Genomic DNA, 24,930 nt, shown 5'->3' with positions numbered 1-24,930 from the left:
ACCGCGCACGAGGGCGCGCCCAGAGCTCTGGGCGCGCCCTTCTTCACATGCGACTCCGTACGCAGGCCCCTGCGAGCGGCGTCATCCGGCCAGGCAGGACGGCCCGAGGAGCACCTTGAGGTCGCCGAAGAGCGCCGGGTCGGGCTGGACCCGGTGCTTGTCGAGGCGCAGCACGGTGGTGGTCCGCGGTCCCTGGAGCTTGATCCGGACCTCGGTGTTGCCCTTGTGGTGGCGAAGGATCTCGCCCAACCGGGTGACCATCGGAGGAGTGACCTTGACCGTCGGGATGGTGAGGACGACGGGTGCGTTCGTCCCGGCCGAGGAGAGGTCGGGGACCATCATCTCCATGGCGACGAGACGGGGTACGTCCTCGCGCTTGTCGAGGCGGCCCTTGACGAAGACGACGGTGTCCTCGACCAGCTGGGTGGAGACGAGCTGGTAGGTCGCGGGGAAGAACATGCACTCGATGGATCCGGCGAGGTCCTCGACGGTGGCGATGGCCCAGGCGTTGCCCTGCTTGGTCATCTTGCGCTGGAGGCCCGAGATGATGCCGCCGATGGTGACGACGGCGCCGTCGGAGTGCTCGCCGCCGGTCAGCTGGGAGATTCCGGCGTCCGTCTTGTCGGAGAGCACGTGCTCCAGGCCGAAGAGCGGGTGGTCGGAGACGTACAGGCCGAGCATCTCGCGCTCCTGGGCGAGCAGGTAGGACTTCTCCCACTCGACGTCCGAGAACTCGACGTCGAGCCCGAAGCCGGGCTCGTCGCTCGCGCCCTCGTCACCCATTCCGCCGAAGAGGTCGAACTGCCCCTCGGCCTCCTTGCGCTTGACCGCGACCACGTTGTCGATCATCGATTCATGGTGGGCGACCAGGCCCTTGCGGGTGTGGCCCATCTCGTCGAAGGCGCCGGCCTTGATCAGCGACTCGACGGTGCGCTTGTTGCAGACGACGGCCTCGACCTTGTCCAGGAAGTCCGGGAACGTGGAGTACTTCCCCTTGGCCTTCCTGGTCTTGATGATCGACTCGACGACGTTCTGGCCGACGTTGCGCACGGCGGTGAGGCCGAAGAGGATCACGTCGTCGCCCTGGGCGGCGAAGTTCGGCTCGGACTCGTTCACGTTCGGCGGGAGCACCTTGATGCCCATGCGCCGGCACTCGTTCAGGTAGATCGCGGACTTGTCCTTGTCGTCCTTGACCGAGGTGAGGAGACCCGCCATGTACTCGGCCGGGAAGTTGGCCTTGAGGTAGGCGGTCCAGTAGGAGACCAGGCCGTACGCGGCGGAGTGGGCCTTGTTGAAGGCGTAGCCGGCGAAGGGGACCAGGACGTCCCACAGGGCCTGGATGGCCTGGTCGCTGTAGCCGTTCCTCTTCGCACCCTCCTGGAAGATGACGAAGTTCTTCGCCAGCTCCTCGGGCTTCTTCTTGCCCATCACGCGGCGCAGGATGTCGGCCTCGCCGAGCGAGTACCCGGCGATGATCTGGGCGGCCTTCTGCACCTGCTCCTGGTAGACGATCAGGCCGTAGGTGACCGCGAGCACCTCTTCGAGCGGACCCTCCAGCTCCGGGTGGATCGGGGTGATCTCCTGCTGCTTGTTCTTGCGCAGGGCGTAGTTCGTGTGCGAGTTCATGCCCATCGGGCCCGGCCGGTACAGGGCCGAGACGGCGGAGATGTCCTCGAAGTTGTCGGGCTTCATCAGGCGCAGCAGGGAGCGCATGGGCCCGCCGTCGAACTGGAAGACGCCGAGGGTGTCGCCGCGGCCGAGCAGTTCGAAGGTCTTGGGGTCGTCGAGCGGCAGGGCCAGGAGATCGATGTCGATCCCCTTGTTGGCCTTCACCATCTTGACGGCGTCGTCCATGATCGTGAGGTTGCGCAGGCCGAGGAAGTCCATCTTCAGCAGGCCGAGCGACTCGCAGCTCGGGTAGTCCCACTGGGTGATGGTGACGCCGTCGGTGTGCCGCACCCAGACGGGCACGTGGTCGGTGATCGTCTCGCTGGACATGATCACGCCGGCGGCGTGCACGCCCATCTGGCGGACCAGGCCCTCCACGCCGCGGGCGGTGTCGATGACCTTCTTGACGTCCGGCTCGTTCTCGTACATCCCGCGGATCTCGCCGGCCTCGCCGTAGCGGGGGTGCGAGGGGTCGAGGATGCCGGAAAGCGGAATGCCCTTGCCGAGGACGTCGGCGGGCATGGCCTTGGTGAGCCGGTCGCCCATGGCGTAGGGGTAGCCGAGGACCCGGGCCGAGTCCTTGATCGCGTTCTTGGCCTTGATGGTGCCGTACGTGCCGATCATGGCGACCTTGTCGGCGCCGTACTTCTCGGTCACGTACCTGATCACCTCGACGCGCCGACGCTCGTCGAAGTCGATGTCGACATCGGGCATGGAGACGCGCTCGGGGTTCAGGAACCGCTCGAAGATCAGGCCGTGGGTGAGCGGGTCGAGGTCGGTGATGCCCATGGCGTACGCGACGATCGAGCCGGCCGCGGAGCCTCGGCCCGGGCCCACCGCGATGCCCTGGTTCTTGGCCCACATGATGAAGTCGGCGACCACGAGGAAGTAGCCCGGGAAGCCCATCGAGATGATCGTGTCCATCTCGTACTCGGCCTGCTTCATCCGGTCGTCCGGGATGCCTCCGGGGTAGCGGCGGTGCATGCCGCGCATGGTCTCCTCGCGGAACCAGCTGACCTCGGTGTGGCCCTCCGGGATGTCGAACTTCGGCATCAGGTTCCGGAACTTGAACATGCCCTCGGTGTCGATCTGGTCCGCGACCAGCTTCGTGTTGGCGCAGCCCTCCTGCCAGGCGTCCGAGGAGTCGATCGCGTACATCTCGTCGGTCGACTTCAGGTAGTAGCCGGTGCCGTCGAAGCGGAAGCGGTCGGGGTCCGAGAGGTTCTTGCCGGTCTGGATGCAGAGCAGCGCGTCGTGGGCGCCGGCCTCGCTCGCGTACGTGTAGTGCGAGTCGTTCGTGACCAGCGGCGGGATGCCGAGCTTCTTGCCGATCTCCAGCAGGCCGTCGCGGACGCGGCGCTCGATCTCGATGCCGTGGTCCATCAGCTCCAGGAAGTACCGGTCCTTGCCGAAGATGTCCTGGTACTCGGAGGCCGACTTCAGGGCCTCGTCGAACTGGCCGAGGCGCAGGCGGGTCTGGAGCTCGCCGGAGGGGCAGCCGGTGGAGGCGATCAGCCCCTCGGACCACTTGCTGATGGTCTCCTTGTCCATGCGCGGCCACTTCGTGAGCCAGCCCTCGGCGTAAGCGTCGGAGGACAGCCGGAAGAGGTTGTGCAGGCCGGTGGCGTTCGCCGCCCAGATCGTCTTGTGGGTGTAGCCACCGGAACCGGACACGTCGTCGCGCTTCTGGTGGGGCTGGCCCCACTGGATGCGGCGCTTGTTGCGCCGGGACTCGGGTGCGACGTACGCCTCGATGCCGATGATCGGGGTGATCCCGGCCTTCTGGGCGGAGTGGAAGAAGTCGTACGCCCCGTGCAGGTTGCCGTGGTCGGACATGGCGATGTGCGTCATGCCCATTTCGTTGCACGCGTTGAACATGTCCTTGAGCCGCGCGGCACCGTCCAGCAGCGAGTACTGGGTGTGGACGTGCAGGTGCGTGAACGGCTGCTTGGTCACGGCGGGAGGCTCCTGACAGTGGGGGCGGCGGCAGCTATGAATCCTACGTCCCAGGAGTGACAGATCACCGGCGCTGCGGGGTACGGTCGGGCGTTGCAGAACCAGGACGACCCACCCGACGTCCAGTCGGTCAGAACCTGTACCACCCCGTGCACCAGGAGGCATCCGCCATGGCGGTTCCCGAGACGACGAACGAGCAGCGCGCCGAGCAGATACTCGATGTGTTCGACACCGCTTTCGGTGAGCTCCTGGCTGCCGACCCCGCCGCCTTCCAGGTCAAATTCCGCAAGATGGCCGCCTCCGCGTTCGCCTTCTACCGGGGCACGGCCTGCCTCTTCTACGCCGACCTGGAGCGGGACCGGCACGGCGGCCCCTACCTGGACGAGCGGACCGGCCGGGTCTGGATCCACGGCGACCTGCACGCCGAGAACTTCGGCACGTACATGGACTCCAACGGCCGGCTGATCTTCAACGTGAACGACTTCGACGAGGCGTACGTCGGCCCGTTCACCTGGGACCTCAAGCGGTTCGCGGCCTCCGTCGCCCTGATCGGCTACACCAAGGCGCTCAGCGACGAGCAGATCACCGAACTGGTGCGGACCTACGCGGGCGCCTACAGGGAGCGGATCCACCGCCTCGCGACGGGCGCGAAGCACGAGGAGGTGCCCTCCTTCACCCTGGACACCGCCGAGGGCCCGCTGCTGACGGCCCTGCGCTCGGCCCGCTCCCGCACCCGCTTCTCCCTGCTGGACTCGATGACCGAGATCCGCGACTACGAGCGCCGCTTCACCTCCGGCGGGGGCTCGATCGAGCTGGACGCGGCCACCCGGTACAAGGTGCTGGCCGCCTTCGACGGGTACCTGGAGACCCTGCCCGACGAGTCCCTGGTCCGGCCGGACTCCTACCGGGTCAAGGACGTGGTGGGCCGCCGGGGCGTCGGGATCGGATCGGCCGGCCTGCCCTCGTACAACATCCTGCTGGAGGGGCACAGCGACGCCCTGGAGAACGACGTCGTGATCTACCTCAAGCAGGCGCAGACCCCCGCGGTGTCCCGGCACATCACCGACCGGGCGGTACGGGACTACTTCCGGCACGAGGGACACCGCACGGTGATCTCCCAGCGCGCCCTCCAGGCGCACGCCGACCCCTGGCTGGGCTGGACCGAGCTGGACGGCTCCGGGCAGCTGGTGGCCGAGGTCTCCCCGTACGCGGTGGACCTGGACTGGTCGGACCTGGACGACCCGGAGGAGATCGCGGCCGTGGTCGCGGACCTGGGCAGGGCGACGGCGACCATGCACGCCTCGGCCGACGAGGCCGAGAGCGGGCACTCGCTGGTCCCCTTCTCCACCGAGCGGGCCATCGACGCGGCGATCGCGGCGGACGAGGAGGGCTTCGCGGAGCTGCTGGTCGACTTCGCACACGTGTACGGCGCCCGGGCCCGCGCCGACCACCAGATCTTCGTGGACCTGTTCCGCAACGGCCGCATCATGCACTGAGCACCTTGCTGCAGTGAGCACTTCAGGCCGCGGGCCCCGGGCCGTAAGGGACCTGGGACCCGTATTCACAGGTACTCGTGGCAGACTCGCGGCGATGGACATATCGAGGGCAGGACTCCGGGGGCTGCGGGCCGCGCTGTTCAGCGCATTCGTCGTGCTGCTCTCGGCCGGCTCGCACGTCCTCATGTCCCGGGTCCCGCTGCCGCCCGCGCCGGCGGCCGGGGCCTTCACCGGCGTGTTCCTGCTCACGTACGCGCTGGCGGGCCGCGAGCGGGGCTTCGGTCCCATCGCCGGGCTGCTGGTTCCGCTGGAGCTGGCCGCCGACACGGTCTTCACCGCCGGGCAGCACGTCTGCTACGGCCCGGCCGGCGGCCCCGTCGCCGGGCCGCTGCGGGCGCTGGGGCTGGACGAACTGTGCGGCGGGCCGCCGCTGGGCGGGCCGCTGGCCGAGGTGCCCGGAGCCGTCCCCGACGCGGTGGCCCTGCTGGCCTCGCCCGGACCCTGGACCCCGTGGCTGCTGCTCGGCGCGCACGTCTCGGTCGGACTGTCCGCCGCGGCCTGGCTGCGGTACGGGGAGCGCGCGCTGGGCCAGCTGCTGCGCGCGGTGGCCGCCTTCGCGTTCCGGCCTCTGCTGCTGGCGACGGCCTCGGCGGCAGCCGCCGCCGGCCCGGTGCGGCGGGTGCTGCGCCCGGCCCTTCCGGGCGCGGGGGCCCGTACCCGCTTCCCCGCCCACTCCGTGGGACGCCGGGGACCTCCCGTACGCGGCGCGCTCGTCTGCGCCTGACACCCGTACGCAGTCCCCCCTTCCTTGTGTCACACCCCACGGAGATCACCATGAGTTCACGCAACAGCCAGGCGAACAAGGCGGCGGCCCGCGAGCGGCTGCGCGCCGAACGCGAGAAGCAGGCCAAGAAGGCCAAGGTGCGCCGCCAGATCCTGGTGGCCTGCGCCGTCGTCGCCACCCTGGCCGTGGCCGGCGGCGTCGGCTACCTGGTCGTGCAGGCCAACCAGCCCGGCGAGTGGGACAAGGCCGCCGACGCCACGCTGGTCGCCCCGAAGAACACCACGGGTGACAACGGCACCACCGTCGTCATAGGCAAGGCCGACGCCAAGAAGACCCTCGAGCTCTACGAGGACGCGCGCTGCCCGGTCTGCTCCCAGTTCGAGCAGAGCGTGGGCCCGCAGATCAAGAAGGACCTGGACGCCGGCAAGTACAAGATCCAGTACGTCGGCGCCACCTTCCTCGACAAGGGCTTCGGCGGCAGCGGTTCGAAGAACGCGCTGAGCGCGCTGGGCGCGGCGCTGAACGTCAGCCCCGAGGCGTTCCTGGAGTACAAGACCGCCCTGTACTCCAAGGAGAACCACCCGGAGGAGCGCGACGACAAGTTCGGCAAGGACGACTACCTGCTGAAGATCGCGGACCAGGTGCCGGCGCTCAAGGGCAACGCCGAGTTCAAGAAGGCCGTCGAGGACGGTACGTACAACCGCTGGGCGCTCGAGATGTCGAAGCTCTTCGAGAAGAGCGGCCTCGAGGGCACCCCGTCGCTGAAGATGGACGGCAAGAAGATCGAGATCAAGATGGCGCCGGAGGAGTTCACGGCCGCGGTCGACAAGGCCATCGCGGGCTGATCCCCTCGTAGCGGACCGAGCCAACGGGCAGGCGGACTCTGAGAGTTCGCCTGCCCGTTGCTTGCACAGGGGTGTTCCAACAGCTGTACCCGTCAGTAATATGCCGGTCCGTGACCAGTCATCTCCCCTCCCCCACTGCGGCAACTCCGCGCCGCCGTACGGTCGTCAAGGCCGCTGCCGCCACCGCCGCCCTCGCGCCCTTCGCGACGGCCGCACTGGGCGCCTCCCCCGCGTCGGCGGCCTCGAACGGGCCCGCCTTCCTCCACGGCGTCGCCTCCGGCGACCCGCTGCCCGACGGGATCCTGCTGTGGACCCGTGTGACCCCCACCCCCGATGCCATGCCCGGCTCCGGCACCGGCCCGGCCACCCAGGTGACCTGGGAGGTCGCCGAGGACAAGGCCTTCTCACGGATCGTCGTGAGCGGTTCGGTCACGGCGACCGCCGCCTCCGACCACACGGTCAAGGCGGATGTACGCGGACTGCGGCCGCAGACCCCGTACTTCTACCGGTTCACCGCCGGCGGCGCCGTCTCCCCGGTCGGGCGCACCCTGACCGCCCCGGGCCACGACGCGACGACGCCCGGCGTCCGCTTCGGCGTGGTCTCCTGCGCCAACTGGGAGGCCGGCTACTTCTCGGCCTACCGCCACCTGGCCGCCCGTACCGACCTGACCGCGATCCTGCACCTCGGCGACTACGTCTACGAGTACGCGAACGGGGCCTACCCCGAGGCGAAGTACGTCGTACGCGCGCACGAGCCACGGCACGAGATACTCACCCTCGCCGACTACCGGACCCGGCACGGCACGTACAAGACCGACGCCGACCTCCAGGCCCTGCACGCCGCGCACGCGATCGTCGCGATATGGGACGACCACGAGTTCGCCAACGACGCCTGGTCGGGCGGCGCGGAGAACCACACGCCGGGCGCCGAGGGCGAGTGGGCGGCCCGCGCGGCCGCCGCCAAGCAGGCGTACTTCGAGTGGATGCCCGTACGCACCTCCACCGCCGGCACCGTCTACCGGCGGCTGCGCTTCGGCACCCTGGCCGATCTGCACCTGCTGGACCTGCGCAGCTTCCGCTCCCAGCAGGCCAAGACAGGCAGCGGCGGCGTGGACGACCCGGAGCGCACCATCACCGGGCGCGCCCAGCTCGACTGGCTCAAGTCGGGCCTCGCCGGCTCGAACGCGACCTGGAAGCTGGTCGGCACCTCGGTGATGATCTCGCCGGTGGCCTTCGCCTCGCTGCCCGCGCACCTGCTGGCCCCGCTGGCGAAGCTGCTGGGCCTGCCCGAGGGCGGCCTCGCGGTCAACGTGGACCAGTGGGACGGCTACACGGACGACCGCAAGGAGCTGCTGGCCCATCTCAAGGACCAGAAGATCAAGAACACGGTGTTCCTGACCGGCGACATCCACATGGCGTGGGCGAACGAGGTCCCGATGAACATGGCGACGTACCCGGGGTCGGGTACCGCGGCCACCGAGTTCGTGGTGACGTCGGTGACCTCCGACAACATCGACGACCTCCTGCACGTGCCGGCGGACACCGCGTCACTGGTAGCGGAGGCGGCCGTCAAGGCGGCCAACTGGCACGTGAAGTGGCTGGACATGGACTCCCACGGCTACGGGGTGCTGGACGTGACGCCCGAGCGCTCGCAGATGGACTACTTCGTGGTGTCCGACAAGCGGAATCCGGCCGCGACGGCCGCATGGGCCCGCTCGTACCGCACGCCGAACGGCACGCAGAAGGTGGAGCGGGCGTACCAGCCGGTCAGCTGACGATCTTCTGACTGTCTGTCAATTCTGCTGTTCAGAGGGGCTCCTGGTGCAGACCAGGAGCCCCTCCGCCCTCAGAAGCAACAAATCTTTTACTTAAAGGGCTTGCTCAGTGCATGACATGGACACATAAGCTTCGCGCCAGCGTGAGGAAATCCCTCACCCCCCACCACGCTTCGCGAGGAGTCAACGTGCGCGCTTCCGCCCGCATATCCCCCATGCTCCGACGCCGCCTCATGGGCACGGCCGTTCTGGCCGGAACCCTGGCGTTCGCCCCGCTCACGGCCCCCACGACCGTGGCCGCGGCCCCCCAGACCGGCGCAGAGGCCTGTGCCGACGCCGGCACCGCCGCCAACGCCCGCGTCGCCCGCCCGAAGGACCAGCACGCGGCCGAGCCCAACGAGGTGACGGACGCCCAGGCCAAGGCCATGGACGCCGACCTGGCGAAGAAGAGCGCCGAGCTGGGCCCGCAGCGCATGATGCGCGCCGCCGAGGCCACCGCCGCGACGACCATCCCGGTGTACGTGCACGTCATCACCTCCGGCACCGCCGGCAAGCTGACCGCCACGGACATCAACAACCAGATCGCGGTCCTCAACTCCGCCTACAGCGGCCAGGGCACCGGCAACGTCGACTCCGGCTACCAGTTCTCCCTGGCCGGCACCGACTACACCGACAACGCCTCCTGGTACAACGTGTCCGACGGCACCCAGGCCGAGAAGGACATGAAGAACACCCTGCGCAAGGGCGGCGCGAACGCGCTGAACATCTACACCGCCAACCTCGGCGGCGGCCTGCTCGGCTGGGCGACCTTCCCGAGCTCCTACGCCTCCCAGCCCAAGATGGACGGCGTCGTCCTGCTCAACACCTCGCTGCCGGGCGGCTCCGCAGCCAACTACAACGAGGGCGACACCGGCACCCACGAGGTCGGCCACTGGATGGGCCTGTACCACACCTTCCAGGGCGGCTGCTCGGGCAGCGGCGACTCCGTGTCCGACACCCCGGCCGAGAAGAGCGCGGCGTTCGAGTGCCCGACCGGCCGCGACAGCTGCACCAACAAGACGGGCGTCGACCCGATCCACAACTTCATGGACTACACGTACGACTCCTGCATGTACCAGTTCACGGCGGGTCAGGTTTCCCGCATGAAGAGCATGTGGAGCGCGTACCGCGCCTAGTCACTGCGTGAAGCGTCGAGGGGCAGGGCACGCGGTTCGTGCCCTGCCCCTCACCTTTGGCTCTGCTACAGGCTGTCGAGGAACGCGAGCGCGACCCGCCAGGCCTGCTCCGCGGCCTCCGCGTCGTAGTCGTCGAGCCCCGGGTCCGTGAACAGGTGCCCGGCACCCGGGTAGCGGTGCACCTCCACGTCCGCACCCGCGCGCTGCATCCGCAGGTACCAGGCGGTCAGCCAGTCGTGCGTCTCGAACGGGTCCGGATCCGCGATGTGCAGCTGTACCGGCAGTTCGTCGACCGCGGTGTCCTCCTCGAGGTCCGCCGTCCCGTGCAGGAGCAGCAGCCCGCGCGCCTTCTCGTCGGCCAGCGCCAAGTGCTGGGCGACGGAACCGCCGAAGGAGAAGCCGGCGTAGACGAGGCCCTGGTCGGAGTAGGGGGCGGAGGCCAGCACCGCGCGCTTGAGCAGCTCGTCGCGGCCGATCTCGTCCCGGTGTGCCATGCCCTCTTCGACGGTCTCGAAGGTGCGCCCCTCGAAGAGATCCGGCACCTGGACCCGGTGCCCGGCCGCGCGCAGCCGGTCGGCCGCCGCGTGCACCGCGGGCCGCAGCCCGTACGTCGAGTGGAAAAGCATGATGTTCATGCACCCCATCGTGCCATTCGCCGGATGGGAGGGGACCGAGCCCGCGTTCCGGTTACGTTGAAGTCCATGGACACGGACACCGTTCTGCGCCCGATCGCGGTCCTCGGCGGCTCACTGGTCGTCACCCTGCTCGCCGGGTGGCTGCTGGACCTGCTGCTGCGCCGCGCCGACGCCCGGCACAGCGAGACCCCGCTGTGGGGGCTGCTGCGCCGGTGCCGCCTGCCGTTCCAGGTCGTCCTGTGCACGACGCTGCTGTACGGCTCCCACCGCCGGGCCGGGATCGCCGCGGACTACGTGTTCGCCGTGGGCCGCGCGCTGACCCTCGTACTGATCGCCTCGGCCGCCTGGCTGCTGGTGCGCATCGCGACGGCCGTCGTGGACTCCTCGTACGCCCGCTACGCGGACCGGAACCCGGACGACGCACGGGTGCGCCGGGTCCGCACCCAGGTGACGCTGATCCACCGGGTGGTCACGGCGGTGGTCGTGGTGGTCGCGGTGGCGGCGATGCTGCTCACGTTCCCGCCGATGCGGGCGGTCGGCGCCTCGATGCTGGCCTCGGCCGGCGTCCTCGGCATCGTGGCGGGCATCGCCGCCCAGTCCTCGCTGGGCAACCTGTTCGCCGGACTGCAGATCGCCTTCGGCGACACGGTGCGGATCGGCGACACGGTGGTCGTCGACAAGGAGTGGGGCACGGTCGAGGAGATCACCCTGACCTTCCTGGTGGTGCGCACCTGGGACGAGCGCCGGATCACCATGCCTGTGTCGTATTTCACAGGCAAGCCGTACGAAAACTGGTCGCGCGGCGGCGCGCAGATGACCGGAACGGTGTTCTGGCACCTCGACCACAGCGCCCCGCTGGACCTGATGCGCGAGCAGCTCCAGCGGATCCTGGAGGAGATCCCGGAATGGGACGGCCGCACGGGCAGCCTGGCGGTGACGGACACGACCCCGCACACGATCCAGGTCCGGGCGGTGGTCACGGCGAAGGACGGCACCGACATCTGGACGGTCCGCTGCCATGTCCGCGAACGCGTCATCGCCTGGCTGGTGGCCCACCACCCGTACGCCCTCCCCCGCATCGCCACGTCGCCCGCCGCCCCCCGCCCGGGGACGGCCTGACGGGCAGATCCGGCCCCGCCGGCGTTCGAGGCGCGGGGTCCGGGGCGGAGCCCCGGGAAGCCGGACCGCAGGCCATCAGGGGCCGAAGGTCAGCCGGAACAGGGCTCCACCGCCCGGAGCCGGCTCGGCCACGAGCTCCGCGGCATGCGCACGGGCGATCTGGCGGGCCATCGCGAGCCCCAGCCCCGACCCCGGCAGGGCACGCGCCGCCCCCGCCCGGTAGAACCGGTCGAAGACGTACGGCAGGTCCTCGGCCGCGATTCCGGGGCCGTGGTCCCGTACCGTCAGCTCGGCCCCGCCGGGGCCGCCGCCCCGCGCCACCAGCTCCACCTCCACCGGTGCCCCCGCGGGGCTGAACTTCGCCGCGTTGTCCAGCAGGTTCGAGAGCAGCCGGGTCAGCCTCGCCGGCACCCCCGGGACCACCACCTCCGCGCGGACGCGGACCTCCACCGGTACGGACGGCCAGTGCGCCCGCGCAGCCTCCGCGCAGTGCTCCACCAGCGGAGCCAGCCGGACCTGTTCCACCAGCGGCTGCGGCTCCTCGTCCCGGGCCAGCTCGATCAGGTCGTTCACCAGCCCCGTCACCTCCCGCAGCTGCCGCCCCAGCGCGAGCGAGGCCCGCTCGCGCTGCTCCGCCGTCAGCCGCTCCCCCCGCGCCAGCAGCTCCGCGTTCGTCCGCAGAGCCGTCAGCGGGGTCCGCAGCTCGTGCGAGGCGTCCGCGACCAGCCGCCGCTGCGCCGTGACCGACTGCTCGAGCTCGCCCAGCATGGTGTTGAAACTCCCGGCCAGCCTGGTGATCTCGTCCTCCCTCCCCGGTGGTCCCGGCGGCGGCAGTTCGATCCGGTGCCGGGGATCCCGCGTCGCCGCGATCCGCTCGGCGGTGGCCGTGAGCCGGGTCACCGGGGCCAGCCCGGTCCGCGACACCCAGTACCCGAGCCCGGCCGCCACCAGCACACCCCCCGCGCCGATCAGCACCAGCCACCACGCCGCCTCCTCGATCCCGCCCTCGACGGTGTCGGCCCGCAGCGCCACCTGCAGCGCCCGCCCCTTCGCGTAGTCGGTGGTGAGCATCCGCGCCGGGTGCCCCGCGTGCACGATGTCCGTGTAGTACGGCGCGTGCCGCCCGGCGGCCACCGCCCGCGTCGTCGCGTCCACCGGCAGCAGGTACGGCGCGGCCGGGTCGGCCGCCGGGTCGGCCGGCACCACTTGTGCGCAGGCGGGCGCCGCCAGGAACCGGCATTCCCCGGCCAGGACGTCCGGCCCGGAGTCCGGGTTGCGCTGGGCCGCGAGCCGCGCGGACTGGGTGAGGCTCAGGTTCAGCTGCTCGTACAGGGCGCCGCGTACGACGAAGAACGCCGCCGTGCACACCCCGACCGCGACCAGCGCCACCGCCGCGGTGACCGCCAGCGCCAGCCGGGTGCGCAGCGGCCGCCGTCTGCGCCAGCGCGCCCCGAGCCTGCGCCGCCCTTTCCCGGGCCGGGCGCCGCTCACGCCGTGCCCAGCCGGTATCCGACCCCGTGGACGGTGTGCACCAGCCGCGGCTCGCCGCCCGCCTCCAGCTTCCGCCGCAGGTAGCCCACGTACACGGCCAGGGAGTTGGATTCCGGTCCGAAGTCCCGCCCCCACACCAGCTCCAGGATCAGCTCCCGCGGCAGCACCTGTCCGGGGTGGTGCAGCAGCAGCTCGAGCAGGGCCGCCTCGGTGCGGCTGAACTCCAGCGGCCGCCCGCCGCGCCGCCCGGTCCGGGTCGCGGGGTCCAGTACGAGATCCGCGAACCCGAGCGCGGCCTCGCCGGCCGGATCGGGCGCGGCCCGCCGCAGCAGGGCGCGGACCCGGGCCACCAGCTCGTCCAGCGCGAACGGCTTGACCAGGTAGTCGTCAGCGCCCGCCTCCAGGCCGTCGACCCGCTCGCTCACCGAGTCCAGCGCGGTCAGGACGAGTACGGGCGTACGGTCGCCCAGCGCGCGCAGCTGCCGGCAGACCCCGAGCCCGTCCAGCACGGGCATCATCACGTCGAGCACCACCGCGTCGGGCTGCCAGCCGGCCACCTCCGACAGCGCGGCCAGGCCGTCGGCGGCCCCCCGTACCTCGTACCCCTCGACGGCCAGCCCGTCCTGGACGGCGGCCCGGACCTCGGGCTCGTCGTCCACGACCAGGATCCGCGGCCCACTCGTGTGCGCACTCGTGCTGCTCATGGGCAAAGCCTGCCAAACGGTTCTGAGAGAACCTCTTAGAACGTTCTTAGGACGCACCGGGAGGGTGCGTCCATGACCACACAAGGCACAAGAGGCACACGAGACGCGCAAGGAATGCCGCCCCTGTCGGTCGTGATCGGCGCGGGCGGCACCGGCGGCCACATCTACCCCGGGCTCGCTCTCGCCGAGGCGCTGCGTGCGGCCGTCCCCGATGCCGTGGTCTCGTTCATCGGGACCGAGCGCGGCCTGGAGACCGAGCTGATCCCGGCCGCCGGCCACCGGCTGCACACCGTCGACATGATCCCGTTCGACCCGTCGCTCGGCGCGAAGCGGTATCTGCTGCCCGCCGCGCTGCTGCGCTCGGCCGCGCAGGCCCGGTCGGTGATCCGGGCGCAGGGCGCGCACGCCGTCGTCGGCATGGGCGGCTACCCGAGTGCGCCGGCCGTGCTCGGGGCCCGGATGGCGGGGCTGCCGGCCGTCATCCACGAGTCCAACGCGGTGCCGGGCCGCGCCAACCAGTTCGCGGCCCGGCTCACCCCTCACATCGCGGTGGCCTTCGACCGCAGCCGGCCCCATCTGGCGGGCGGGGCGCACGCCCTGACCACCGGAATGCCGATCTCCGCGGCCCTCGCGCGGCTGGCGGAGCTGTCGCGCCCGGAGCGCGCGGCCCTGCGTACGGAGGCCCGCCGGGCGCTGCACGTCCCCGACGGCCGCCGCCTGGTCGTCTTCAACGGCGGCAGCCTGGGCGCCGTCCGCCTCACCGCGGCCGCCGTCGGGCTGGCCGGGCTCTGGCAGGGGCGGGACGACGTACAGCTGCTGATCAAGACGGGCCCGCAGGCACTGCCGGACACCGCCGCCGATCTCGCGGCCTGCGGCGGGCAGCGGATCGCCCGGGCCGTGCCGTACCTGGACCGGATGGACCTCGTGTACGCGGCCGCCGACCTGGTGGTGTGCCGGGCGGGCTCCGCGACGGTGGCCGAGCTGGCGGCGACCGGAGTCCCGGCCGTGCTCGTGCCCTACCCCCACGCCCCCGGCGACCACCAGACCCACAACGCCCGGGTCCTGTCGGACGCGGGAGCGGGCCTGCTGCTGCCCGACGCCGAGACCACGGCCGACCGGCTGGCGGCCCTGCTCGGCCCGCTGCTGGCCGACCCGGCGCGGCTGTCCGCGATGGCCGGCGCCGCCGACCCCGGCCCGCACGCCCGGGCCGCCGAACTGCTGGCCGCGGAGGTCCTCCGCGTGGCCGGCGTCCCCCTTGCCACCCTGGAGCGGATATGAACGTCAAGAGCCATGCTCAGGACACCTGGAAGGACCGTACGGTCCTCGTCACCGGAGCGGAGGGCTTCATCGGGTCCACCCTGGTCGACCTGCTGGTGGCCCGGGGCGCCCGGGTCCGCGCCTTCGTCCACTACAAGCCGTACGCGGAGAAGGGCAACCTGGCGCGGTACCTCGCGGACCCCGACGGCCCGGTGGAGATGTGGGCCGGCGACATCCGCGACGCGGGCCGGGTCAGCGACGCGGTGGAGGGCTGCGACACGGTGTTCCACCTGGCGGCGCTGATCGGGATCCCGTACAGCTACGCCTCGCCGGGTGCATACGTCCAGACCAACGTGACCGGTACGGAGAACATGGCGGAGGCCTGCCGCCGCCACGGGGTGCGGCGCCTCGTGCACACCTCCACGAGCGAGGTCTACGGGACGGCCCTGACGGCCCCGATCGCCGAGACCCACCCGCTGCAGCCGCAGTCCCCGTACTCGGCGTCGAAGATCGGCGCGGACATGATGGCGCTGTCGTTCCACCACGCGTTCGAGCTGCCGGTGACGGTGGTCCGGCCGTTCAACACATACGGCCCCCGCCAGTCGGCGCGCGCCGTGATCCCGGCGATCCTGGCGCAGCTGCACGCGGGCGCACAGGAGATCCGCCTGGGCTCCCTCTCCCCCACCAGGGACTTCACGTACGTGACGGACACGGCGGAGGGGTTCTTGGCGGTGGCGGAATGCGACCGGGCGCTGGGCGAGGTGGTCAACCTCGGAACGGGCCGGGAGATCTCGATCGGAGACCTGGCGCAGGCCCTGATCGCGGCGTCGGGCCGGGACGCCCGCGTCGTGGTGGACGAGACCCGCCTGCGCCCCGCGGGCAGCGAGGTCCGGCGCCTCCTGTCGGACAACTCCCGGGCGAGGGAGTGGGCGGGCTGGAAGCCGGAGGTCTCCTTGACGGAGGGCCTGTCCCGCACGTCTTCATGGATCGCCTCGAACCTCTCCCTCTTTGCTCCCTCCCGCTACCAGGTCTGACCCCGGCCGGGGCGGGGACCCGCCAGGCGGGCGAGGCTTCGACGGGGCGTGGGTTGCCGCGGGCGGCGGTACGGCAGGGTGGGGGAGTGGATCAGCTTGCTCTGCTCTTCGTACTGTTGCTCGGGGCCGTGGTCACCGTGCCGCTCGGGGACCGGCTCGGGCTGCCCGCCCCCGTCCTGATGACCATCGGCGGGGTCGTGCTCGCGCTGGTGCCGGTCGTGCCGAATGTCGACGTCCCGCCCGAGTTCATCCTGCCGCTCGTGCTGCCACCGCTGCTCTACGCCTCGGTGCAGCGCACCTCGTGGCGGCAGTTCGCCGCCAACGTCCGGCCGATCCTCCTGCTCGCCGTGGCGCTCGTGTTCGTCACGACCGCCGCCGTCGGCGCCGTCGCGTACGCCGTCGTCCCCGGGCTGCCGCTCGCCGCCGCCGTCGCGCTCGGCGCGCTCGTGGCCCCGCCCGACCCCGTCGCCGCGACCGCCGTCGCCGGATCGCTCGGGCTGCCGCGCCGCCTGGTGTCCATCCTGGAGGGCGAGGGCCTGTTCAACGACGTCACCGCGATCGTGCTGTACCACGTCGCCATCGCCGCCGCGGTCAGCGGCAGCTTCTCCTGGCCGGATGCGCTGGGGGAGTTCGTGCTCTCCGCCGTGGTCGCCGTCGCCGTCGGGCTCGGTCTGGGCTGGGCCGCCAACGCGCTCATGGGGCGGCTCGGCGATGCCACGCTCCAGATCGGGCTGACGCTGCTGGTGCCGTTCGTGTCGTACGTACTGGCCGAGGAGTTCAAGGGGTCGGGGGTGCTGGCCGTGCTGACGACGGCCCTGTTCCTCGCCGAGTACGCGACCGATGCGGACGACGTGCTGGGGCGCCTCGCCGGGCACACCTTCTGGGAGGTCGTGGACACGCTGGTCACGGGCGTGGCCTTCGGGCTGATCGGGCTGGAGCTGCACAACGTGTTCGGCGTCGCGGCCGGCCGTGAGGGGGAGATGGCGGGGTGGGCGGCCGCCGTGATCGCGGTGGTGGTGGGCGTACGGCTGCTGTGGCTGCTGCCGGCCGGGTGGCTGGCCAAGCGGCTGCACACGCGGCGCGACTACGCCGAGGAGATCCCGCTGAGCTGGCGGGAGAGCGTGGTGATGTGGTGGGCCGGGATGCGCGGGGTGGCGTCCGTGGCGCTGGCGCTGGCCATTCCGCTGAGGGTCGACGGCGGGGCGCCGTTTCCGGGGCGGGACCAGATCATCTTCATCGCCTTCGCCGTGATCATGGTGACGCTGGTGTGCCAGGGGCTGACGCTGCCGTGGCTGGTGGGGGTGCTGGGGGTGGAGGCCGACGAGGACGCCGAGCGGGAGACGGAGCGGCAGCTGGCGATCCGCGCGGCGAAGGCCGCGAAGCGGCGGCTGAAGGAGATCGAGGAGGTGGAGGACCTCCCGGAGGACCTGGTGGAGGTGCTGTACCGGCGGGCGTACGACGTGGGGGCCAGAATCAGCCCCGACATGGTCGACGAGGAGCGGCGGGAGGCGTACGCGAAGCGGGTGGAGCGGATCCGGGACGTCCAGCGGATCCAGCGGGAGATGATGTCGGCGGCGCGGCACGAGGTGCTTGCGGCGCGCAGCGAGCCCGGCGCGGATCCGGAGATCGTGGACCGGGTCCTGCGCCACCTGGACGTCCGCAGCCTCCGCAGCACGTGACGGGCCGGTTCCGGTCCTGCCGGCGTTCCGGGCGCGGGGTCGGTCAGGGCAGGGCCCGGGAACGGGGAAAGGGCGGGGCGGGGACAGCCCCGCGGGGCCACCGGCCACCGGCCACGGCCACCGGCCACCGGCCACCGGCCACCGCTACGGCTACGGCTACGGCTACGGCTACGGCTACGGCTACGGCAGGCTGCGCCGCATCGCCCGGTGCGGGATGCCCGCGTCCTCGAACTCCGGCCCGTGGGCCACGTACCCCAGCCCGGCGTAGAAGCCGACCGCATGCGTCTGCGCGCCCAGGTCCACGGCCGTCAGGCCCAGACGGACCGCCTCCGCCTCGATGGCCCGCACCAGCGCCGCCCCCACACCCAGGCCGCGCGCGGCCTTGCGCACGGCCAGCCGCCCGAGCGAGCCGACCGTCAGGTCGCCGCCCGTCTTGGCCGACGCCGCAGGCCCGTACAGCAGTCGCCCGGTGCCGAGCGGCTCCCCGTCCGTCCCCACGGCCAGCACGTGCACCGCGACCGCGTCGTACGCGTCGTACTCGATCGACTCCGGCACCGACTGCTCGACCACGAACACCTCGGCCCGGACCGCATGGCAGGCCGCCAAGTCGGCCTCCCCCACCGCGACCCGGACCGCGAAGGCCGCGCCTGCCGTCACTCGCTCTCGGCCCGGATCACGTCCAGCGCGTGCTGGAGGTCCGCCGGGTAGGTGCTCTCGAACTCGACCCACTGGCCGTCCGACGGGTGCTCGAAGCCGAGCCGCACCGCGTGCAGCCACTGCCGGGTCAGGCCCAGCCGCTTCGCGACGGTCGGGTCGGCGCCGTACGTGAGGTCGCCGACGCACGGGTGCCGGTGCGCGGACATGTGCACGCGGATCTGGTGCGTACGCCCGGTCTCGAGCTTGATGTCGAGGAGCGAGGCGGCCCGGAAGGCCTCGATCAGGTCGTAGTGGGTGACGGAGGGCTTGCCCTCCTGCGTCACGGCCCACTTGTAGTCCGCGCTGGGGTGCCGGCCGATCGGGGCGTCGATGGTGCCGCTCATCGGGTCCGGATGGCCCTGTACGAGCGCGTGGTAGCGCTTGTCCACGACCCGCTCGCGGAACTGGTTCTTCAGCGAGGTGTACGCGCGCTCGGACTTGGCGACGGCCATCAGGCCGGACGTGCCGACGTCGAGGCGGTGCACGACGCCCTGGCGCTCGGAGGCGCCGGAGGTGGAGATCCGGTAGCCGGCGGCGGCGAGGCCGCCGATGACGGTGGTGCCGGTCCAGCCGGGGCTCGGGTGGGCGGCGACGCCCACCGGCTTCATGATGACGACGATGTCGTCGTCGTCATGGACGATCTCCATGCCCGGGACGGGCTCGGCGACGAGCTCGACGGGCCGCGGCGGCGCGGGCATCTCGACTTCGAGCCAGGCGCCGCCGTGCACGCGCTCGGACTTCCCGACGACGCTGCCGTCGACCGACACCTTCCCCGCTGCGGCGAGCTCGGCCGCCTTCGTCCGGGAAAAACCGAACATACGGGCGATGGCGGCGTCGACGCGCTCGCCCTCGAGGCCATCGGGAACGGGCAGGGTGCGGATCTCGGGAATCGTACTCACCTGTCGAGTATGCAGGACTCGGCAGCGCAGCTTTCCCGCGATCACCGCGCAACCAGTGCGCGGCCGGTGCGCGATCAGTCCTTGTGGACCGTGCCGTCCGGGTCCAGACCCTTGAACGAGAGCAGCACGATCAGGATGCCGCCGCACACGATCGCCGAGTCCGCGAGGTTGAAGACCGCGAAGTGCGCGGGCGCGATGAAGTCGACGACGGCCCCCCGGAACACCCCCGGCGAGCGGAAGATGCGGTCGGTGAGATTGCCCAGCGCACCGCCCAGCAGCAGGCCCAGCGCGATCGCCCACGGCAGGCTGTAGAGCTTGCGGGCCAGCCGCACGATCACGATGATCACGGTGGCCGCGATGCAGGTGAAGATGATGGTGAAGGCCTCGCCGAAGCCGAAGGCCGCGCCCGGGTTCCGGATCGCCTCGAACTTCAGCAGGTCGCCGATGATCCGGATCGGCGGCTGGTGCTCCAGCTTCGCGACGACCAGCATCTTGCTGCCGAAGTCGAGCAGGTAGGCGAGCAGCGCGACGACGAGCAGCGCGATGATCCGCCGACGCCCCTTGGGCTCGACGGACTCCGGCTGGGCGCCGTCCCCGACCTCCGGCGTACCGATGATGCTCTCCGCCTCTGCCACGTGAGTCCCTCGACTAGCTCGAACCAGGTTGCCGACGACACAGCCCTGCCAGGTCCCTGGACCCTGACGAGACACGAGAGTACGTCAGGGTCCGCCTGTGGCGGCAGCCCGGCCCGTGCCGTCTCAGCGCCCCCTCAGTGCCGTCGCTCCTGCTTCTGCTTGCAGTCCACGCAGAGCGTCGCCCGTGGGAACGCCTGCATCCTGGCCTTCCCGATGGGCTGGCCGCAGTTCTCGCAGAGCCCGTACGTGCCCGCGTCCAGCCGCTCCAGCGCCCGCTCGGTCTGTTCGAGCATCTCGCGCGCGTTCGCGGCCAGGGCCAGCTCGGACTCCCGGGTGATGTTCTTGGTGCCGGTGTCGGCCTGGTCGTCGCCCGCGCCGTCGCCGGAGTCCCGCATCAGGCCCGAGATGGCCTCGTCGGAGGCCTGCAGCTCGTCCCGCAGCCGCAGGACCTCGCTCTGCAGCCCGCTGCGGGCCTCGGCCACCTCCGCCGGGGTCCAGGGGTCCTCGCCGGGCCGTACGGCCAGCTCGCCCGGCGCCAGGCCCGCCGTGACCCTGGCCTTCGGCAGGCCGCTGGTGGCGGCCGCGGCCGTCTTCCTGGCCGTGCCGGTGCTCTTCTTGGCAACCACTTTCCGGGCTCCCGTCTGTTGCGCGGCATGCGCCGCCCCCTCGGCCCCGGCCGCCTTGGCCGTGGCCTTCCTCGCGGTCGTCTTCCCGACGCCGGTCGCCTTCTTCGCGGCCACCTTGTCGACGGCCGTCGTGTTCACGGCCGAGGTCGTGCCGGTCTTTCCGCCGGCAGCCTTCTTGGCCGCCGCCTTCTTGGCCGCCGCCTTCTCGGCCGCCGCCTTCTCGGCCGCCGTCTTCTCGGCCGCCGTCTTCTCGGCGGGCGCCTTCACGGCCGCCTCGGCCGCCGCGGTGGTCGCTTCGGTCGCCTTGGTCGCCGACTTCACCGGTTTCGCCGACTTCACCGAATTCACCGCCGTCCCGGCCGCAGGCTTCGCGGCCTTCTTCCCGACGGCGGTCGCCTTCCGGGCCGAAGCCGCATTCCCGGCCGCCGTCGCCTTCCCGGCGGCCTTCCCGACAGCCTTCTCGGCAGTTCTGTCGGCGGTCTTCTTCGCCACCATGGCCGCGGCCCCTTCACATACTGTGATCTTGCGCGCGAATCGTGCCGGAACGATAAATCGACTCCGGCCTCGCGGCAACGGGGCACGCGTCCGTCGATGCCAACCTGCATCCGTTGTGCCCATCAGGGAGCCCGGTAATCCGCCCCACCCGTCACACCGGAGCCCGGACCGGCCCGTCGGCCCGTTCGGGTCATGCCGCGTCCCACCCGGCCGCCGCCCCGCGCCCTGTCCCCGGGCCCGCCGGAACCTCCGCCCCGACCCCCCGTAAAGCGGTCTGCCGAGCGCGCCCCCGCCCCGTACACTGGGCCCAGCGAAAGGCATGGACGGGGACGAGTAGCTTCGGACGCAGCCATGAGCGACCCGGGGACGGTGAGAGCCCGGGGGCGAGCGCGATGCGAAGGATCACCCCTGAGCCGCCGGAAGAAAGCCGTACGGGTCCCCGCGGATCCGGCGACGGCGAGTAGAACCGGCTTCGCGCCCCAATGAGGGGGCCGCCGGATCCGTCCGGCGGTCAAGGAGGGTGGTACCGCGGGAGCAGGCGTCCTGGATTCTCAGGAGTGGCTCTCGTCCCTCCGGACGGAAGTGACATCCCGCCGGAGGAAGAGTTCAGCCTCATGACCACACCGCCGCAGTACCGCCCGGTACCCGCCCAGGTCGACCTGCCCGCCCTCGAGCACGCCGTTCTCGACTTCTGGCGCGAGAGCAAGACCTTCGCCAAGACCCTGGAGCAGTCCGAGGGCCGCCCCGAGTGGGTCTTCTACGAGGGCCCGCCCACCGCGAACGGCATGCCCGGCGCGCACCACATCGAGGCCCGCGTCTTCAAGGACGTCTTCCCCCGGTTCCGCACCATGCGCGGCTACCACGTGGCCCGCAAGGCCGGCTGGGACTGCCACGGCCTGCCCGTCGAGCTCGCCGTCGAGAAGGAGCTCGGCTTCAACGGCAAGCAGGACATCGAGGCGTACGGCATCGCCGAGTTCAACGCCAAGTGCCGCGAGTCCGTGACCCGCCACACCGACGCGTTCACGGAGCTCACGACCCGGATGGGCTACTGGGTCGACCTGGACGACGCCTACCGGACCATGGACCCCGAGTACGTCGAGTCCGTGTGGTGGTCGCTGAAGGAGATCTTCAACAAGGGCCTGCTCACCCAGGACCACCGCGTCGCCCCCTGGTGCCCCCGCTGCGGCACCGGCCTCTCCGACCACGAGCTGGCGCAGGGCTACGAGACGGTCGTCGACCCGTCCGTCTACGTCCGCTTCCCGCTGACCTCCGGCCCGCTGGCCGGCGAGGCGGCCCTCCTGGTCTGGACGACGACCCCCTGGACCCTGGTGTCCAACACGGCCGTGGCCGCGCACCCGGAGGTCACGTACGTCGTCGCCACGAACGGTGAGGAGAAGCTGGTCGTCGCCCAGCCGCTGCTGGAGAAGTCCCTCGGCGAGGGCTGGGAGGCCACAGGCCAGACCTTCACGGGCAAGGAGATGGAGCGCTGGACCTACCAGCGCCCCTTCGAGCTCGTCGAGTTCCCGAGCGTCAGCGAGGGAACCGATGGAAGCCGCCCGGCGCCCGCCCACTACGTCGTGAACGCCGAGTACGTCACGACCGAGGACGGCACCGGTCTGGTCCACCAGTCCCCCGCCTTCGGCGCCGACGACCTCGCGGTCTGCCGCGCGTACGGCCTGCCCGTCGTGAACCCGGTCCGCCCCGACGGCACCTTCGAGGAGGAGGTCCCGCTGGTCGGCGGCGTCTTCTTCAAGAAGGCGGACGAGAAGCTGACCGCCGACCTCGACGCCCGCGGCCTGCTCTTCAAGCACATCGCGTACGAGCACAGCTACCCGCACTGCTGGCGCTGCCACACCGCGCTGCTCTACTACGCGCAGCCGTCCTGGTACATCCGCACCACCGCCGTCAAGGACGCGATGCTGCGGGAGAACGAGAAGACGAACTGGTTCCCCGACTCGGTGAAGCAGGGCCGCTTCGGCGACTGGCTGAACAACAACATCGACTGGGCGCTGTCCCGCAACCGGTACTGGGGCACTCCGCTGCCGATCTGGCGCTGCGAGGAGAACCACCTCACCTGCGTCGGCTCCCGCGCCGAGCTGTCAGAGCTGTCCGGCCAGGACCACAGCGCGCTGGACCCCCACCGCCCGTACATCGACGGCGTCACCTTCACCTGCACGGCGGAAGGCTGCACCCTGACTTCCGTCCGCGTGCCGGAGGTCATCGACGCCTGGTACGACTCGGGCTCGATGCCGTTCGCGCAGTGGGGCTACCCGTACAAGAACAAGGAGATCTTCGAGAAGCGCTACCCGGCGCAGTTCATCTCGGAGGCGATCGACCAGACGCGCGGCTGGTTCTACACGCTGATGGCGGTCGGCACGCTGGTCTTCGACAAGTCGTCCTACGAGAACGTGGTCTGCCTGGGCCACATCCTCGCCGAGGACGGCCGCAAGATGTCCAAGCACCTGGGCAACATCCTCCAGCCGATCCCGCTCATGGACCAGCACGGCGCGGACGCGGTGCGCTGGTTCATGGCGGCCGGCGGCTCCCCGTGGGCAGCGCGGCGCGTCGGCCACGGCACGATCCAGGAGGTCGTCCGCAAGACCCTCCTGACGTACTGGAACACGGTCGCCTTCCAGGCCCTGTACGCCCGCACCTCCGGCTGGGCCCCCTCGGCGGCCGACCCGGCACCGGCGGAGCGCACGGTCCTGGACCGCTGGCTGGTCTCCGAGCTGAACACCCTGGTGGCCGAGGTCACCGAGGCGATGGAGTCGTACGACACCCAGCGCGCCGGCAAGCTCCTCTCCGCGTTCGTGGACGACCTGTCCAACTGGTACGTGCGCCGCTCGCGCCGCCGCTTCTGGCAGGGCGACAAGGCAGCGCTGCGCACGCTCCACGAGGTCGTGGAGACGGTGACCCGTCTGATGGCCCCGCTGACCCCGTTCATCACGGAGCGGGTCTGGCAGGACATGATCGTCCCGGTCACCCCGGACGCCCCGGAGTCGGTGCACCTGTCGGCGTGGCCGGTCGCGGACACCACGGCGATCGACGGGACCCTGTCCCAGCAGATGCTGCTGGTCCGCCGCCTGGTCGAGCTGGGCCGCGCCACGCGCGCCGAGTCGGGCGTCAAGACGCGCCAGCCCCTGTCCCGGGCGCTGGTCGGCGCGGTGGGCTTCGACGCCCTGTCCCCCGAGCTCCAGGCCCAGATCACGGAGGAGCTGAACGTCTCCTCCCTGGCGTCCCTCTCCGAGGTCGGCGGATCGCTGGTGGACACCACGGCGAAGGCGAACTTCCGGGCGCTGGGCAAGCGCTTCGGCAAGGGCGTCCAGGACGTCGCGAAGGCGGTGGCCGCGGCCGACGCCGCTGCGCTGTCGCTGGCCCTGCGCTCCGGCTCGGCGGTCATCTCGCTGAACGGCGAGGAGATCTCCCTCTCCCCGGAGGAAGTGATCATCACCGAGACCCCCCGCGAGGGCTGGTCGGTGGCATCCGACTCCGGCGCGACGGTGGCCCTGGACCTGGAGATCACCCCCGAGCTGCGGCTGGCGGGCCTGGCCCGTGACGCGATCCGCCTGATCCAGGAGGCCCGCAAGAACTCCGGCCTGGACGTCGCGGACCGCATCGCCCTGCGGTGGTCCTCGTCGGACCCGGAGGTCGTCACGGCCCTGACGGACCACGCGACCCTGATCGCGGACGAGGTCCTGTCGACGGACTACGCCATCGGCGAGGCGGACGCCACGTACGGCACCCCGTTCACGGACGAGTCCCTGTCCCTGACGTTCCGCCTCCGCAAGGCGTAACCCTCCCCGGCCCTGTGGCCCGGCGCCCCCACGGGGTGCCGGGCCACAGCCGTTCCCTCCCCGCCGCGGCAGCGCCCGGCAGGCGGGGACACAAACGGGCCGGGCCCGGTGCCCCCGTGGGGGTACCGGGCCCGGCCCGTGAAGCGACTGCCGCCGACTGGCGAGCG

At 71.3% G+C, this 24,930-nt stretch carries 18 protein-coding genes; 10 read left to right on the top strand and 8 right to left on the bottom strand.

Going from position 1 to position 24,930, the window contains the following annotated elements; genetic code table 11:
• Positions 1–81: 81 nt before the first annotated feature.
• Positions 82–3,624 carry a DNA polymerase III subunit alpha gene (dnaE, locus tag IF09_RS0104025; protein ID WP_030291942.1) on the bottom strand — a complete coding sequence of 1,181 codons (3,543 nt, stop codon included), beginning with the start codon at positions 3,622–3,624 and terminating at the stop codon, positions 82–84.
• A gap of 170 nt (positions 3,625–3,794) precedes the next feature.
• On the opposite strand from dnaE, the gene IF09_RS0104020 reads away from it, so the two are divergent.
• The 5 genes from IF09_RS0104020 to IF09_RS0104000 all read left to right on the top strand — a co-directional run bounded on the left by IF09_RS0104020 (position 3,795) and on the right by IF09_RS0104000 (position 9,699).
• Positions 3,795–5,120 carry a DUF2252 domain-containing protein gene (locus IF09_RS0104020; protein ID WP_030291941.1) on the top strand — a complete coding sequence of 442 codons (1,326 nt, stop codon included), beginning with the start codon at positions 3,795–3,797 and terminating at the stop codon, positions 5,118–5,120.
• A 94-nt stretch (positions 5,121–5,214) separates the two neighbouring features.
• Positions 5,215–5,904, top strand: coding sequence for a hypothetical protein (locus IF09_RS0104015; protein WP_030291940.1), 690 nt, complete (start codon positions 5,215–5,217; stop codon positions 5,902–5,904).
• Positions 5,905–5,954: 50 nt separating this feature from the next.
• Positions 5,955–6,749 carry a DsbA family protein gene (locus IF09_RS0104010; protein ID WP_030291938.1) on the top strand — a complete coding sequence of 265 codons (795 nt, stop codon included), beginning with the start codon at positions 5,955–5,957 and terminating at the stop codon, positions 6,747–6,749.
• Positions 6,750–6,859: 110 nt separating this feature from the next.
• The gene (locus IF09_RS0104005; RefSeq protein WP_030291931.1) at positions 6,860–8,524 is read left to right on the top strand and encodes an alkaline phosphatase D family protein; all 1,665 of its coding nucleotides are present in this window, start codon (positions 6,860–6,862) and stop codon (positions 8,522–8,524) included.
• A gap of 233 nt (positions 8,525–8,757) precedes the next feature.
• The gene (locus tag IF09_RS0104000) at positions 8,758–9,699 is read left to right on the top strand and encodes a zinc metalloprotease (protein WP_030291929.1); all 942 of its coding nucleotides are present in this window, start codon (positions 8,758–8,760) and stop codon (positions 9,697–9,699) included.
• A gap of 65 nt (positions 9,700–9,764) precedes the next feature.
• Here the strand turns inward: IF09_RS0104000 and IF09_RS0103995 are convergent, their stop codons facing one another.
• Positions 9,765–10,343, bottom strand: coding sequence for a dienelactone hydrolase family protein (locus tag IF09_RS0103995; RefSeq protein ID WP_078613038.1), 579 nt, complete (start codon positions 10,341–10,343; stop codon positions 9,765–9,767).
• Between the two features lie 57 nt (positions 10,344–10,400).
• On the opposite strand from IF09_RS0103995, the gene IF09_RS0103990 reads away from it, so the two are divergent.
• Positions 10,401–11,453: a mechanosensitive ion channel family protein gene (locus IF09_RS0103990; RefSeq protein ID WP_051832064.1), complete on the top strand. Its 1,053-nt coding sequence runs from the start codon at positions 10,401–10,403 to the stop codon at positions 11,451–11,453.
• A gap of 75 nt (positions 11,454–11,528) precedes the next feature.
• Here the strand turns inward: IF09_RS0103990 and IF09_RS0103985 are convergent, their stop codons facing one another.
• A complete protein-coding gene (locus IF09_RS0103985; RefSeq protein WP_030291923.1) occupies positions 11,529–12,944 on the bottom strand; it encodes a sensor histidine kinase in 1,416 nt (471 codons plus the stop codon).
• The gene (locus IF09_RS0103980; protein ID WP_030291921.1) at positions 12,941–13,648 is read right to left on the bottom strand and encodes a response regulator transcription factor; all 708 of its coding nucleotides are present in this window, start codon (positions 13,646–13,648) and stop codon (positions 12,941–12,943) included. Before IF09_RS0103980 ends, IF09_RS0103985 begins: the two co-directional genes overlap by 4 nt.
• A gap of 114 nt (positions 13,649–13,762) precedes the next feature.
• Here IF09_RS0103980 and IF09_RS0103975 point away from each other — a divergent pair, with 114 nt between their 5' ends.
• The 3 genes from IF09_RS0103975 to IF09_RS0103965 all read left to right on the top strand — a co-directional run bounded on the left by IF09_RS0103975 (position 13,763) and on the right by IF09_RS0103965 (position 17,618).
• Positions 13,763–14,926, top strand: coding sequence for a UDP-N-acetylglucosamine--N-acetylmuramyl-(pentapeptide) pyrophosphoryl-undecaprenol N-acetylglucosamine transferase (locus IF09_RS0103975; protein ID WP_030291920.1), 1,164 nt, complete (start codon positions 13,763–13,765; stop codon positions 14,924–14,926).
• Positions 14,923–15,939, top strand: coding sequence for an SDR family NAD(P)-dependent oxidoreductase (locus IF09_RS0103970; RefSeq protein WP_030291919.1), 1,017 nt, complete (start codon positions 14,923–14,925; stop codon positions 15,937–15,939). The genes IF09_RS0103975 and IF09_RS0103970 overlap by 4 nt, the downstream gene beginning before the upstream one ends.
• Positions 15,940–16,025: 86 nt before the next feature.
• Complete coding sequence (locus IF09_RS0103965; RefSeq protein WP_030291918.1) at positions 16,026–17,618, top strand: Na+/H+ antiporter; 1,593 nt, start codon at positions 16,026–16,028, stop codon at positions 17,616–17,618.
• 180 nt (positions 17,619–17,798) lie between these two features.
• On the opposite strand, the gene IF09_RS0103960 is transcribed toward IF09_RS0103965, so the two are convergent.
• The 4 genes from IF09_RS0103960 to IF09_RS0103945 all read right to left on the bottom strand — a co-directional run bounded on the left by IF09_RS0103960 (position 17,799) and on the right by IF09_RS0103945 (position 20,969).
• The gene (locus tag IF09_RS0103960) at positions 17,799–18,275 is read right to left on the bottom strand and encodes a GNAT family N-acetyltransferase (protein WP_030291916.1); all 477 of its coding nucleotides are present in this window, start codon (positions 18,273–18,275) and stop codon (positions 17,799–17,801) included.
• The gene (locus tag IF09_RS0103955; RefSeq protein ID WP_030291914.1) at positions 18,272–19,213 is read right to left on the bottom strand and encodes an RluA family pseudouridine synthase; all 942 of its coding nucleotides are present in this window, start codon (positions 19,211–19,213) and stop codon (positions 18,272–18,274) included. Before IF09_RS0103955 ends, IF09_RS0103960 begins: the two co-directional genes overlap by 4 nt.
• Positions 19,214–19,287: 74 nt before the next feature.
• The gene (lspA, locus tag IF09_RS0103950) at positions 19,288–19,848 is read right to left on the bottom strand and encodes a signal peptidase II (RefSeq protein WP_030291912.1); all 561 of its coding nucleotides are present in this window, start codon (positions 19,846–19,848) and stop codon (positions 19,288–19,290) included.
• A gap of 134 nt (positions 19,849–19,982) precedes the next feature.
• A complete protein-coding gene (locus IF09_RS0103945) occupies positions 19,983–20,969 on the bottom strand; it encodes a TraR/DksA family transcriptional regulator (protein ID WP_030291910.1) in 987 nt (328 codons plus the stop codon).
• Between the two features lie 614 nt (positions 20,970–21,583).
• On the opposite strand from IF09_RS0103945, the gene ileS reads away from it, so the two are divergent.
• Positions 21,584–24,763: an isoleucine--tRNA ligase gene (gene ileS / locus IF09_RS0103940; protein WP_030291908.1), complete on the top strand. Its 3,180-nt coding sequence runs from the start codon at positions 21,584–21,586 to the stop codon at positions 24,761–24,763.
• Positions 24,764–24,930: the final 167 nt, after the last annotated feature.

It is taken from the genome of Streptomyces katrae, assembly GCF_000717655.1.
GTDB lineage: Bacteria > Actinomycetota > Actinomycetes > Streptomycetales > Streptomycetaceae > Streptomyces > Streptomyces katrae_B.
The sequence above is the reverse complement of the archived record's forward strand: the minus strand, read 5'-3'. Positions and strand labels throughout refer to the sequence as shown.

What these genes read in the sequence shown, in the direction of transcription:
- IF09_RS0104020 (WP_030291941.1), top strand. Translation starts at nt 3,795, where the DNA reads ATGGCGGTTCCCGAGACGACGAACGAGCAGCGCGCCGAGCAGATACTC.
- IF09_RS0104015 (WP_030291940.1), top strand. Translation starts at nt 5,215, where the DNA reads ATGGACATATCGAGGGCAGGACTCCGGGGGCTGCGGGCCGCGCTGTTC.
- IF09_RS0104010 (WP_030291938.1), top strand. Translation starts at nt 5,955, where the DNA reads ATGAGTTCACGCAACAGCCAGGCGAACAAGGCGGCGGCCCGCGAGCGG.
- IF09_RS0104000 (WP_030291929.1), top strand. Translation starts at nt 8,758, where the DNA reads ATGGGCACGGCCGTTCTGGCCGGAACCCTGGCGTTCGCCCCGCTCACG.
- IF09_RS0103995 (WP_078613038.1), bottom strand. Translation starts at nt 10,343, where the DNA reads ATGGGGTGCATGAACATCATGCTTTTCCACTCGACGTACGGGCTGCGG.
- IF09_RS0103990 (WP_051832064.1), top strand. Translation starts at nt 10,401, where the DNA reads ATGGACACGGACACCGTTCTGCGCCCGATCGCGGTCCTCGGCGGCTCA.
- IF09_RS0103980 (WP_030291921.1), bottom strand. Translation starts at nt 13,648, where the DNA reads ATGAGCAGCACGAGTGCGCACACGAGTGGGCCGCGGATCCTGGTCGTG.
- IF09_RS0103975 (WP_030291920.1), top strand. Translation starts at nt 13,763, where the DNA reads ATGCCGCCCCTGTCGGTCGTGATCGGCGCGGGCGGCACCGGCGGCCAC.
- IF09_RS0103970 (WP_030291919.1), top strand. Translation starts at nt 14,923, where the DNA reads ATGAACGTCAAGAGCCATGCTCAGGACACCTGGAAGGACCGTACGGTC.
- IF09_RS0103945 (WP_030291910.1), bottom strand. Translation starts at nt 20,969, where the DNA reads ATGGTGGCGAAGAAGACCGCCGACAGAACTGCCGAGAAGGCTGTCGGG.
- ileS (WP_030291908.1), top strand. Translation starts at nt 21,584, where the DNA reads ATGACCACACCGCCGCAGTACCGCCCGGTACCCGCCCAGGTCGACCTG.